The organism is Bacillus sp. EB600, from assembly GCF_024494385.1.
Taxonomy (GTDB): domain Bacteria; phylum Bacillota; class Bacilli; order Bacillales; family Cytobacillaceae; genus JAEVLT01.
Genome location: NZ_JAEVLT010000124.1, coordinates 1 through 1066, shown reverse-complemented (window position 1 = coordinate 1066; position 1066 = coordinate 1). Strand labels below are relative to the sequence as shown.

General features: G+C 34.1%; 1 protein-coding gene. It reads left to right on the top strand.

Going from position 1 to position 1066, the window contains the following annotated elements:
* Window positions 1–488 precede the first annotated feature (488 nt).
* The coding region (locus tag JN080_RS28810; protein WP_256239357.1) for an IS110 family transposase at window positions 489–1066 on the top strand (578 nt) is incomplete at its 3' end.

Here is a 1066-nt window from a genome sequence, read left to right as displayed (position 1 = left end):
TCATGATAAAAAAAGTCATGATATACGGTTATTTCTCATGCGTACCGGGTCGGTACGCTTATTTTTTATAATTCGGGCTTACTGTTCAATTTTATAGATTGTATAATCGATTCTTAAAATAACCTCCAGTTAGCTTAACAACGAATTTATTAGAACTGTTCCCCAATAAAGAAAACTCATAATTAAGAACACAGATGCAAATACAGTAAGTGCTTTAGGTAATTTTCCATAAAAATAAATTAAAGCTAAACCTATTAATATATGAATGATAGCAAAGAGAAAAATATCTATTCACCCCTACCAATAATTGTAGCATTTTGTAATTTGATGAGTATATCCTTGTTTCATTAACCTGCTCTTTAGTTATCATGAACGAAACTAGCCCCTCACTCGTAATATCGTAGGTTAATTTGGTTAAGATGAGTTACTAGTTAAGAAAACTCAAACCAAAACAAATTAGAGCTACATTACGAAAGGAGCTAGTTATTATGAATACTGCCACAAAATATATAGGTTTAGACGTATCGAAGAAAAAAATCGCAGTAGCAATTGCAGATGAGGGTCGTGAGCAACCAAGGTATTTTGGAATGATTCCCTATACTATAGAAAGTATTAGGAAATTAGTAAAACAGTTAGGGGATTCAAAACAACTTCGTGTGTGTTATGAGGCTGGTCCAACGGGATATGGGTTATATCGTTTATTTATTAGTATCGGTATCGAATGTGAAGTCATAGCACCAGCATTAATTCCTAAAAAGCCTGGTGAACGTGTAAAAACAGATCGTAGAGATGCCATTAATCTTGCAAAACTTTTTCGTGCTGGCGAATTAACATCTGTTTATGTGCCTACAGAAGAAGATGAAGCACTTCGCGACTTAGTCCGAGCACGGGAAGATTCTAAAGAAGATGAATTAAGAGCAAAACATCGCTTAACCAAATTCCTTTTACGTCACGATATTCGTGCACCAAAAGGTGTGAAAAAGTGGACAACAAGATATTTTGAGTGGTTAAACGCCTTAAAATTTAATCATTCTGCCTCAAGGATTGTTTATGAAGAATATATGCA